8 protein-coding genes are annotated in these 9,353 nt (G+C 58.7%); 3 read left to right on the forward strand and 5 right to left on the reverse strand.

The window, feature by feature from the left end; translation table 11 throughout:
* Nucleotides 1-58: 58 nt before the first annotated feature.
* The 4 genes from trxA to pepN all read right to left on the reverse strand — a co-directional run bounded on the left by trxA (nucleotide 59) and on the right by pepN (nucleotide 4,556).
* A complete protein-coding gene (gene trxA / locus RAE09_RS10295; RefSeq protein WP_005326021.1) occupies nucleotides 59-382 on the reverse strand; it encodes a thioredoxin in 324 nt (107 codons plus the stop codon).
* 6 nt (nucleotides 383-388) lie between these two features.
* The gene (gene trxB / locus RAE09_RS10300) at nucleotides 389-1,315 is read right to left on the reverse strand and encodes a thioredoxin-disulfide reductase (RefSeq protein WP_316981626.1); all 927 of its coding nucleotides are present in this window, start codon (nucleotides 1,313-1,315) and stop codon (nucleotides 389-391) included.
* An 84-nt stretch (nucleotides 1,316-1,399) separates the two neighbouring features.
* Nucleotides 1,400-1,948, reverse strand: coding sequence for an RNA polymerase sigma factor (locus tag RAE09_RS10305; protein ID WP_005326897.1), 549 nt, complete (start codon nucleotides 1,946-1,948; stop codon nucleotides 1,400-1,402).
* 82 nt (nucleotides 1,949-2,030) lie between these two features.
* Entirely contained in the window at nucleotides 2,031-4,556 is a 2,526-nt protein-coding gene (gene pepN, locus RAE09_RS10310) for an aminopeptidase N (protein ID WP_316981627.1), read from the reverse strand.
* Between the two features lie 493 nt (nucleotides 4,557-5,049).
* On the opposite strand from pepN, the gene RAE09_RS10315 reads away from it, so the two are divergent.
* Nucleotides 5,050-6,549, forward strand: a complete 1,500-nt coding sequence (locus RAE09_RS10315; protein ID WP_316981628.1) for an MFS transporter — start codon at nucleotides 5,050-5,052, stop codon at nucleotides 6,547-6,549.
* A gap of 17 nt (nucleotides 6,550-6,566) precedes the next feature.
* On the forward strand, nucleotides 6,567-7,139 hold the full coding sequence (locus RAE09_RS10320; protein WP_021353195.1) for a TetR/AcrR family transcriptional regulator: 573 nt from the start codon (nucleotides 6,567-6,569) through the stop codon (nucleotides 7,137-7,139).
* A 281-nt stretch (nucleotides 7,140-7,420) separates the two neighbouring features.
* Here RAE09_RS10320 and RAE09_RS10325 read toward each other — a convergent pair whose 3' ends face one another.
* A complete protein-coding gene (locus RAE09_RS10325; protein ID WP_049152275.1) occupies nucleotides 7,421-8,401 on the reverse strand; it encodes an SMI1/KNR4 family protein in 981 nt (326 codons plus the stop codon).
* 82 nt (nucleotides 8,402-8,483) lie between these two features.
* Here RAE09_RS10325 and RAE09_RS10330 point away from each other — a divergent pair, with 82 nt between their 5' ends.
* On the forward strand, nucleotides 8,484-8,885 hold the full coding sequence (locus RAE09_RS10330; RefSeq protein WP_049152276.1) for a hypothetical protein: 402 nt from the start codon (nucleotides 8,484-8,486) through the stop codon (nucleotides 8,883-8,885).
* Nucleotides 8,886-9,353 lie beyond the last annotated feature (468 nt).

Consider the following 9,353-nt stretch of genomic DNA (forward strand, 5'->3'; position numbering starts at 1 on the left):
GTTAGGGCCGCATTCCAGAATTTCTACACGCTTAATCTAATAGGAATTAGATTAACAGTTAAAGCTGCTTTTTCACTTGCGCCACGATGTCATCTTTAGAACGCAGACCCACAAATTCGTCTACCTTCTCGCCGTGGTTGAAAATCAGCACATTGGGGATGGACATGATCTGGAACATGGCGCCTAGGTTGCGCTCTTCATCGACGTTAACCTTGGCGACGGTGACTTGGCCGTCCAACTCCTCCGCTACCTCTTCCAGGATGGGGGAAAGCTTCTTGCACGGGCCACACCACTCGGCCCAGAAGTCGACGATGACGGGCTTATCGGACTCGATGACGTCCTTACGGAACGTATCGGTGGTTACTTTCTTGACGTTGCTCATACTGAATTAACGGCTTTCTGCGAGGAAATGTTCCGCATCAATTGCCGCGCGGCAACCGGAGCCGGCCGCGGTAATTGCCTGCTGGTAGTGGTCATCCACCAAGTCACCGCAGGCGAAAACGCCTGGCAGGGAGGTCTTGGTGGTGGGTTGTTCAACTACAACATAGCCGTTGTCATTGAGCTTGACCTGATTATTGAGGAAGGAAGAACGCGGATCATGGCCAATTGCTACGAACATGGCAGTGACGTCCAAGGTGGAAGTCTCGCCGTTGGTGACGTCCTTGAGTTTGAGTCCGCCGACCTTGCCATCGGTTTCAATAACTTCTTCGACGACCTTATTGGTCTCCCACTTGATCTTTTCGTTGGCCTGGGCGCGCTCCAGCATGATCTTGGAGGCGCGGAAGTTCTCGGAGCGGTTCACAATGGTGACAGAGTCCGCGAACTTGGTGAGGAAGGTAGCCTCCTCCATGGCAGAGTCGCCGCCGCCGATAACCGCGATATTGTGGCCCTTGAAGAAGAATCCATCGCACGTAGCGCAAGTGGATACGCCACGGCCGGAGAGTTCTTCCTCACCGGGAACGCCGAGGTGGCGCGGGGCGGCGCCGGTGGCGAGGATAACGGTGCGGGCCTCAAAGAGCTCGTCACCCACGTGCAGCTTTTTAATATCGCCTTCCAGCTCTACGGAGTCAACGACCTCCATGCGGAGATCCGCACCGAAGCGGATGGCCTGGGCGCGCATTTCTTCCATGAGCTCTGGGCCCATGATGCCCTTTTGGAAGCCGGGGTAGTTTTCTACCTCGGTGGTATTCATAAGCTCGCCGCCGTACTCGAAGCCCTCGAAGACAATCGGGTTGAGCTCGGCGCGTGCCGCGTACAGCGCGGCGGTGTAACCGGCAGGGCCGGAACCTACGATGGCAACATCGTGGACGGTCATTGCTAACTCCCTTAAATCAGAGTGTGGTTTCGCGTAACGCCCTGAGTCTACCCGCCGCGCTGACAAACGTCGGTATTAGCAAACTCACCCCATGGCGGCGCGTAGGACTTCCCTCGCTCGGGCGCGGCGGGATTTGATGGTGCCGGGCTTTACCCCTTGGGCGGTGGCAACTTCGCCGACGCGGAATCCGGCGACGTCGGTAAGCACCAGCGCCTCGCGCTGATCCTCCCGCAGCAACTGCATTGCCTCGCGCACCACCAGCTGCTCCGCTAGGTTTTCGGAAGGGTTATGCGCGAGCAGCGGGTTGCGATCGTCATCAAAGTCCTCCGCATCTAATGAAGCATTTTCCCTGTTAGAACGGTGGTTCAAGTAGTCATAGCCAGAGTTTTTCACCAGCCGGTGCAGCCAGGTCGATAGCGCAGACTCGCGGCGATAGGAGTGCAGGTTGCAGCTGGCGCGCAGGAAGGCTTCCTGGACCACATCTTGGGCATCGTGATCGTTTCTGGTGTAGCGCCGCGCTACCGTGGTCAGCCGCGTGCGGTGGCGTTCCACGATGGCGGAAAAGGCCTTATTGTCCCCCTCAATAAAAGCATCAACTAGTTCTTCGTCACTGCGGTCATGACTGAGCGTCATATGTAGATTCCCCCCGGATCAACAACTGTTATACACAGTGTGACCCGAGGGGAACTAGGGCGCGAGCGCTAGGCTGTACAGTTTATTGACCAGCCCGCACGCGGAGGGTGCGCCGCAGGTTATCGCGGCATTCCAGCAGGATACGGCGCAGCGCTCCTGGCAGCTTTCGGTGCAGCAGGCGCGTGGTGGCGGCATCGGCCATCGGCAACTCCGGGTAGAAGCCGCGGATGAGGCGGTTAGCAATCTCAATCGGGTGCGCGGCCCAGATGTCTTCCACGCGGGAGAAGAACTCCTCCGCAAAGGCCTCCTGCAGGCTAGCTGAGCGCGGGGCATTGAAACCGGCGACCAGTGCGTCCACCTCGGCATTGGAATATGCGCCGGGCGTAAGTGCCTTATCGAACGCGGAGCGCTTGGTCTCCGGCGTGGGGAAGGCGTGGCTGGCGCCGAGGAATTCGGTAGCGCCGGTCAGCGTATTATCGCGCTGCTTTTCCTCTTCGAGCTCGGCCGGGGTTACGGCATTGCGGGCCGCGAGGGCGCGCAAGATCGACCAGCGGATTTCGGGGTCCACGCGAAGGCCGGCAATGCCACCGGAGAGCAGGGCCTTAAGGCGCGCGGTACCTGATTCCTCCGGCGTTGCGGCGAGTGCGCGGATGGCGGCGCGAGCGAGCACAAGCTGCGCGTCCGAGGCTGGTTCGGCCTCGTCCAGGTGGCCCCAGATCGCCTCGGCATAGTCGGTGCGGACCTGCTCGCGGTCGGCGTCTGCAACATAGTGGGCAATCGCAAAGTTGGCATTGGCGCAGGCAGCAGCCAGCAGCGTCGTGTTGGTCTCGTAGGCTTCGTGCTTGACGACGACCCCCACATAGTCAATCGCCGACATTTCCCCATCGCGGGTGAGGTTCCACAGGGCGGTCCAGATTACCGCGCGGGTCAATTCATCCTCGATGTCGGTCAGGCGCTCACTCGCTGTGTCTAGGGAGGCCTCGTCGAAGCGGATCTTGGCGTAGGTATGGTCGGCGTCGTTAAGCAGCAGCAATGCCGGGGCCGGAAGGCCGGCCGCCTCATCGATGATGGTGCGGGTGGTGCCATCGCCGGCGGGGAGATCGATGTCGATCTCGCGGTACTTGTGCAGGGATGCATCAAAGAGCGAAGCGGTCAGGCGGTGCGGTCGGGTGACGTCCTCGGCGTCTGCACTGATGGCCAGCTCCGCAATTTTCTCGCCTTCGGTGTGCAACTCCGGGGTGAGGGTATCCGGGCCCCAGGTGCGCAGCCAGGCTTGGGACCAAGCATCAAGATCGCGGTCCGTGTGCTTCTTGAGCGCCTGCAGGAGGTCATCAAAGGTGGCGGCGGCAAAGGCGTGTTCCTGGAAGTAGTCGCGCGCACCGGCGTAGAAATTATCGCGGCCGACGTAGTGCACCAGCTGTTTGAGCACCGCCGCTCCCTTGGCATAGGTGATGCCATCGAAGTTCTGGCGCGCGGCATCCACGTCCGGGATTTCCGCCTTGATGGGGTGCGTGGTGGGCAGCTGATCCTGCAGGTAGGCCCAATTCTTGCGGGCGCCGGCAAAATTGGCCCAGGCCGCGGCGTAGTCGGTGCCGTGGACGGAAGAATCCGCGCCCATAAATTCCGCGAAGGACTCTTTGAGCCACAGGTCATCCCACCACTGCGGAGTGACCAGATCACCGAACCACATATGGGACATCTCGTGCAGGATGGTATTTGCACGGCCGGCATGCTGCGCGCGGGTAGCGTGGGAGCGGAAGATGTAGTTCTCCGTAAACGTCACCAGGCCGGGATTTTCCATCGCGCCGAGGTTGTATTCGGGTACGAAGATGGAATCGTACTTGCCCCACGGATAGGGATAGCCAAAGTTCTGGTGGAAAAAGTCCATGCCTTGGGCGGTAAGTCCTAGGATTTCGTCGTCTAGGTGCTCAAACATGGACGCGCGCGCAAAGGCGCGCAGCTGTGCCGAGTGGCTGCCATCCGGGGCGGTCCAGGTGCGCTCTTGGTACTGGTAGGGGCCAGCGGCGAAAGAAGTCAGGTACGTCGACAGCGGCGGGGTCGGCGCGAAGGTAACGGTGGCGAGATCGCCCTCCTCGCTGCGTTCGACTTCCGGTTGGTTGGAAAGGATCTGCCACTTTTTCGGTGCGGTCATGCGCACGTGGAAGACGGCCTTGAGGTCCGGCTGCTCCAGGCAGGGGAAGATGCGACGGGCGTCGGAAGGCTCGAGGTGTGAATACAGGTAGGTCGCGTCATCGGCCTGATCGTGCATCCGATGCAGACCCTGGCCGGTGCGCGAATAGCGCGAGTGGCCGGTGACCTCGATGGCGAGCTCCTCCCCTACCGGCAGGCCGTGCAATCGGATGATGCTGCCATCAAAATCCACCTCCTGCGGGGTGCCATTGATCTTGACCTCCGCGACGGATTCGCCCAGGTAATCAAGGAAAAGCTCGGGTTCGCTGCTGCTGAGCTCGAGGCGGGTAGTCACGCGGTAGGTGGGGCTATCGAGTACTTCCGAGAGATCGAGGTGGAGGTGATAGGCGCGCAGGTCCACCGCTGCTGCGCGTTCTTGGAGCAACTCGTGCTGCGTCTTATTTTGTGGTGCGGTCATATCTACGAACTATAGTTACCGCCGTCACGTAGGGTGCGGGGTTGGGGTCTAAGTTCCGCTGCCTTTTAGAGGCAAACTACCCAGCGGGTATTGGGACCTCGCTGTGGACCAGTTGGATTAGTTTTTGCCGTCTCACACTCTTCAAGTGGCGCAAGATGTCAGTGACCATCAGCAAGCGTTACACCACACTGAGGGATGCAACCTATGGAAACCGTCAGGCGATAACACCACACTCACCACTTTCTGTAAACATAAGGCCTAGACCCCACTAGACGCGTGTAAAACAATGCTAGGAACGGCTCTATTTACAGGAAACATTCTGCTCCAAAGCGGCGTAACAATAGGGTGTACCCAAATGAGCGCCACGCTCGTAGTCACTGGCCTTAGGCGCCGTGAACAGGGAGTGACGCGGATCTCTCTCGCAGTAGACATAACTACACCATCCATCCGGTACACTTACGTTGTTCACGATTAAACGATTAAGGAGACGCGCATGTCCACGATGACGAAACGGCGACGCTGGTCGCTGCTGGTGACTGTCGGAGCGGGGCTCCTACTGATCACCCTCGACAACTCGATCCTGTACACGGCATTGCCGACACTGACCGAGGACCTTCAGGCATCAAGCACCCAGAGCCTGTGGATCATCAACGCCTACCCCCTGGTGATGGCGGGCCTGCTGCTCGGTAGCGGGACCCTCGGTGATCGCATCGGCCACACGCAGATGTTCGTCGTCGGCCTGGTGATCTTCGGGTTGGCGTCCCTGCTCGCAGCGTTGGCGCCGTCGCCCGAGGTGCTGATCGGTGCACGCGCTGTGCTCGCTGTCGGTGCGGCAGCGATGATGCCGGCAACCCTGGCACTGATCCGCACGTACTTCACGGTCGAGCGCGAGCGGAACCTCGCGATCGCGATCTGGGGCAGCCTCTCCGTGGTGGGTGCCGCGCTGGGCCCCATCCTCGGCGGAACTTTGCTCGAGAACTTCTGGTGGGGCTCGGTGTTCCTGGTGAACGTGCCCGTAGTGGCGCTGGCGCTGGTTGCTACCTGGTTGATCCGCCCGGCCAATGACCCGGATCCTTCGAAGCGCTGGGATGCCGTGTCTTCGATACTGGTGATGATCGGGCTCGTCGGAACGGTGGTGGCCATCAAGGAGATCGGCCACGCGCCCCCGTCTGTCGCGACCATTGTTGTTGCGCTGCTCGTTGCTGCCATCGGGTTCTGGCTCTTCGTGCGCCGTCAGCGGCGCCTGGAGAATCCGCTGCTGGAGTTCTCCATCTTCCTCAACCCGGCGTTCAGTGCTGGCGTGCTCGCCGCGGCGTTCGCGATGTTCGCCATCGGTGGCATCCAGCTTGTCACCACGCAACGGTTCCAGCTGGTCGTCGGCTTCAGTCCGCTGGAGGCTGGGCTTTTGGTTGCCGTGATTGCCGTGGGCGCGTTGCCGACAGCGCTCCTGGGTGGTGCCTTCTTGCACCGTGTCGGGCTGCTCGCGCTGATCACCGGTGGTCTCGCCGTCGCCACCGGCGGCGTCGTGGTGACGGTAGTCGGGTTCCAATCATCCTTCGGCGTGCTGGTTCTCGGCCTTCTGGTGACGGGTGCCGGTTTCGGAGCTGCCTTGTCGGTCGCCTCCACCGCCATCATCGGGAACGTGCCGGTGCGCCGTGCAGGCATGGCCGCTTCCCTCGAAGAGGTCTCCTACGAGTTCGGCAGCCTCATCGCCGTGTCCGTGCTCGGAAGCCTGCTCACGGCCATCTATACCGCCAGTGTTGTCCTCCCCAACGGCGCACCGGCGGCGGCTGGTGACGGTATCGCTGAGGCACTGGAGGCGGCGCAGGGAGACGCCGCCATCATTCAGGCGGCCTCCACGGCCTTCGACTCCGCGTACCTCGTCGTGATGCTAGTCGTTGCCGGCGTCCTGGCAGCGGCCACTGTCATCACGGGAGTGCTGCTGCGTCGGTACCTGCCTGGCACGCAGTCGCAGCTGCACTCCGAGCACTGACCACGAAAGGACCGCTCATGCGGACCAGCAAACGAGACTCCATCCTCCAAGCCGCCCTCCACGTTGTCGAAACCGACGGCGTCACGGCCGTCACGTACGAATCGGTGGCCGCCGCCTCCGGACTCACCAAAGGTGGGCTGCTCTACCACTTCCCCTCGAAGGACGCCCTGGTGCTCGCGCTGCACGAGCATCTTGCCGAGCGCTGGGACCACGAGATGATCAACGTCCTGGGCAAGGACCCAGACGAGGCAACGCAGGACGAGCGCGTCGCCGCCTACGCCCGCGTGAGCGCTCGCAGCGCCACTGGCCCCGAGCTGCTGTTCATGCTCGAGGCGAGCACCGACAGCGAGCTCAACAAGCCGTGGAGAAGGGTCATCTCCCGATGGATACCCGACCCTGCCGAGATTGACCCGACTGACCCTCGGGCGCTGCAGAAGATGGTCGCGTACCTTGCCGCCGACGGACTCTGGCTTAGCGAATCCGTCGGAGCCGCCCCCCTTCCGCCCGAACTGCGCGCCGCGCTGGCAGAGCACCTCGCCCACTCCGTTGCGGACGCAGCCGGAACCTCGAGCAACGCGGCGAACCGATGAGCGCATCCATCTCGCAGATCTGAACCGATCCAGGTTCGCTGCCGCTGCCTTTCGCCTTCTCAAGAGGCTGCTCGTTCGCGGCCTCGTCGAGTCAGTGCCATACAGGGGCACCCCAGCGGGACAGTTACGGCGCAGTAGTTTGCTGTTGCCAATAGGCTCGGTCTCGCCATTTTTGCGACACATCTGTCGCACTGGGTGTACCCCATTGTTTAGTAATGGTGTCCTCTACTTTGGGCGATTGCTTTCAAATGCTGGGCGCGGGGACAACAATTCTGGAAAAGCTAGTTTTGGATCTCTCCTTGGCGAAGCCGATCGAAGACGCTACCGGCGTAATTCTCGTCGAGGATGAAACCGTTGTCGGTTTCTTTGAGAACTCCTTCTTTGACTCTGCGATCCCACCACATGATTAAGGATGCGAGCGTGTAGCCGAGTTCGTATTTCTGACCAGGAACTATAAATGAGTTCTTCATGAGTTCTGGGAAGGTTAGTATTTGTCCTTCTCGGCCTCCGTTGGCAAATGTTTCAGGATCGTGTTGGGGCTCAATATGCTGAACAATCCAGTACACAACGTCGTAAAAGGTTCGACTTTCAGGGCTATTCTCGGTGATTATTGGATTTAAATCTTTGGTGATGAGCTCTGTGGCCTGTTTTAAAAGCTTTTCGATTCCTGGTGTTGGAGTGGCAGATATCGCCTTTCGGAGAGGTTCAGAAAGGGATCCATATCGAACACCATTGATCCCGATGTTATCCGGCTCTGCATCTTCAACCGTTTCTTCTTGGTCTGGGTAGGGGCCTAGCTTAGACAAGAATGCGTCGACTGATTCTGCAACGGGCATGATGATCCCATCGGGATCGGTATCCACGTACAATACGGCGCCTTCTGGGAAATCTGGCAAGCCGTAGTTAATGACAAAGCATTGATGCATTCCGTCTTCGCTAGCAGCCAAGAGAAGGACTTCTTCGGGAATCTCCCACTCATCCATGAGGAAGGTTGCGTAGTCAATCAAATCAACATGAGCGCCATTGCTTGCTGTGCCGTTGCCGAAGATATCTTCAACAACGACCTCCAAGGTGTCCCCATCAGGCAGGGAAATATCTGTAAGGAAGCATTTTTCTAGGTTGAGGATGCCGCCTCCAGTTTCTGAAAGCAGCATCTTGTAATCATCAGGTAGCTTTTTGCCAAGCTTGCTTTCAAATTCAAGGATGCGTTGACTGTCTGCTGGCTGTGCAGTGTACTCAAAAAGGTTGGCGTAGTTTTTCATGATTGTCCTTTACGATTCGAGGGGTTTACCTCAAAGGGGCGATCAATGGTAGGAGGATCGTGAACTAGATACTGTTGACGGTATGCATATTGATAGCAGTAAAAATGATAATTCTCGCGTAATTAATTTGATAGAGAGATCGGAGATGAACGGGGACCCTGGATTTGATCTATTTTCCCCTCGGCTTGAGCTGAAAGCTCTACGTGAAGCAGACCATAACTTCTTGGAATGTAGGGTGTACGGTCCGGAATTTCCAAATAAATATGTGCCTGAAAGGAGTCCGGACTGGGACACTGCCCGGACGGTAAAACAAGTCTCCGTGCCGAACGGTGCAGATTGCGATACTTGGGTAAAAGTAGCAAACACTCTGATAGATGACACCCTCGCAGAAAGTGATGAAAAGGTTGACAGGGGGCCTGACGCCTGGGGCAGTCTTATCGAATCCCTCGAGAGTCGTGTTATTGAAAGGATTGTTGGCCGCTAGGTCTCTGGCTAAGTTCTTGACTGCGGCGAATCCACCCTTTAATTCTATGTTTGCTTTCGCGCAGCACAGAGAAATCTGCCTCAGCAACGCCCCGCAGATAATCCAGATGAACTTCTAAACTTAGCCACCAGTCTCAAAGAACGACTGGAAAGCGCACAATAAAGGAAACTCCCCAGTGCTTCTCGTCGTTGGAAGCACTGGGGAGAAGCCACCTGCGGGGGTGCGGGAGTCGTGGCTTTTTATTTTCCTTCCGTCCGACTATGCGCCGGGGGAAGCGCGCTGCGGACACCCAAAACCATACCGCCTTACAGCGCGCCCGCAACCGGGGCAAAAAATAGCCCAAACAAGGGTTAAGGGTCAGAAAGTGTGTCTGGGATCGGGGATTTTTAGGCCCTGACCTCTAGGTTAGCGTCAAATATACGCTTTGGGAGCGTATATCTGGCCTTGGGACCGTAAATCCACGGTGTG

Origin of the sequence: Corynebacterium tuberculostearicum (genome assembly GCF_032821615.1) — a bacterium.
Lineage (GTDB): Bacteria > Actinomycetota > Actinomycetes > Mycobacteriales > Mycobacteriaceae > Corynebacterium > Corynebacterium tuberculostearicum_H.

Excerpts from the sequence above, each read along its gene's own strand:
- RAE09_RS10315 (WP_316981628.1), top strand. The coding sequence starts at position 5,050 with ATGTCCACGATGACGAAACGGCGACGCTGGTCGCTGCTGGTGACTGTC.
- trxA (WP_005326021.1), bottom strand. The coding sequence starts at position 382 with ATGAGCAACGTCAAGAAAGTAACCACCGATACGTTCCGTAAGGACGTC.
- RAE09_RS10325 (WP_049152275.1), bottom strand. The coding sequence starts at position 8,401 with ATGAAAAACTACGCCAACCTTTTTGAGTACACTGCACAGCCAGCAGAC.
- trxB (WP_316981626.1), bottom strand. The coding sequence starts at position 1,315 with ATGACCGTCCACGATGTTGCCATCGTAGGTTCCGGCCCTGCCGGTTAC.
- RAE09_RS10305 (WP_005326897.1), bottom strand. The coding sequence starts at position 1,948 with ATGACGCTCAGTCATGACCGCAGTGACGAAGAACTAGTTGATGCTTTT.
- RAE09_RS10330 (WP_049152276.1), top strand. The coding sequence starts at position 8,484 with ATGCATATTGATAGCAGTAAAAATGATAATTCTCGCGTAATTAATTTG.
- RAE09_RS10320 (WP_021353195.1), top strand. The coding sequence starts at position 6,567 with ATGCGGACCAGCAAACGAGACTCCATCCTCCAAGCCGCCCTCCACGTT.
- pepN (WP_316981627.1), bottom strand. The coding sequence starts at position 4,556 with ATGACCGCACCACAAAATAAGACGCAGCACGAGTTGCTCCAAGAACGC.